The organism is Acidovorax sp. HMWF018, assembly GCF_003061035.1.
Classification (GTDB): Bacteria; Pseudomonadota; Gammaproteobacteria; order Burkholderiales; family Burkholderiaceae_C; genus Acidovorax; species Acidovorax delafieldii.
Window position 1 is genome coordinate 13,025 of record NZ_QAIM01000278.1, and the last position, 1,371, is coordinate 14,395.

1 protein-coding gene is annotated in these 1,371 nt (G+C 65.8%); it reads left to right on the top strand.

What is annotated here, in order from left to right:
- Nucleotides 1-1,371, top strand: a 1,371-nt coding sequence (locus DBR23_RS30490) for a hydantoinase/oxoprolinase family protein (RefSeq protein ID WP_304466206.1), incomplete at both ends; no start/stop codon positions are given.

Here is a 1,371-nt window from a genome sequence, read left to right on the forward strand (position 1 = left end):
CTTTACACCGAAGTCATCGAGGCCCGCGAACGCATGGGCGCCCATGGTGGCGTGCTGCAGAACCTGGACGAAGCCACCTTGCGCGGTGACCTGCTGGCCGCCTACGGTCGCGGCCTGCGCAGCGTGGCCATTGTGTTCATGCATGGCTACCGCTACACCCAGCACGAGCAGGCGGCCAAGCGCATCGCACAGGAAGTGGGCTTCACGCAGATCAGCACCTCGCACGAAACCAGCCCCATGATGAAGTTCGTGAGCCGGGGCGACACCACGGTGGTAGATGCCTACCTTTCTCCCATCCTGCGCCGCTACGTGGAGCAGGTGGCCAGCGAGATGCCGGGCGTCAAGCTGTTCTTCATGCAGTCGTCCGGTGGTCTTACCGATGCAGGCACCTTCCAGGGCAAGGACGCCATCCTCTCCGGCCCAGCAGGCGGCATTGTGGGCATGGCGCGCACGGCGGGCCTGGCCGGACACGAAAAGGTCATCGGCTTTGACATGGGCGGCACGTCCACCGATGTGAGCCACTACGCCGGTGCGTTCGAGCGCGAGTTTGAGACCCACGTGGCCGGTGTGCGCATGCGCGCCCCCATGATGAGCATCCACACGGTGGCGGCTGGCGGTGGCTCGGTGCTGGCCTACGACGGCGCCCGTTTTCGCGTCGGCCCTGAGAGCGCCGGCGCCAATCCAGGCCCGGTGAGCTACCGCCGAGGCGGCCCGCTGGCTGTGACCGATGCCAACGTGATGGTCGGCAAGGTGCAGCCCCGTTACTTCCCGAGTGTGTTCGGCCCCGCAGCCAACGAAACGCTGGACGCCGATGCGGTGCGCGCGCGATTTGAAGAAATTGCTGCGCAGACGCAGCGTAGGCCCGAAGAAGTGGCCGAAGGCTTCATCCAAATTGCCGTGCAGCAGATGGCGAACGCCATCAAGAAGATCAGCGTGGCGCGCGGTTACGACGTGACGCGCTACACCCTGCAGTGTTTTGGTGGCGCCGGTGGGCAGCATGCCTGCCTGGTGGCAGATGCCTTGGGCATGTCGCGCGTATTTGTACACCCGTTGGCTGGGGTGCTCAGCGCCTACGGCATGGGCCTGGCCGATCAGACCGTGATCCGCGAGCAGGCGGTGGAGATGCCGCTGGCGGCTGAATCCCTGCCACTGATCGCTGAGCGCCTGGATACGCTGGGTTCTGCCGCGCAGGCCGAGCTGGAGCGCCAGCAGGTCAGTGCGAACCCGGTGCAGGTACGCCACAACGTGCATGTGCGCTACGAGGGCACCGACTCGGCCCTGGTGGTGCCTTTTGGCGACATGGCCAGCATCCAGACGGCCTTTGAGGCCGCCTACCGCCAGCGTTTTGCGTTCCTCATGGCGGGCAAGGGC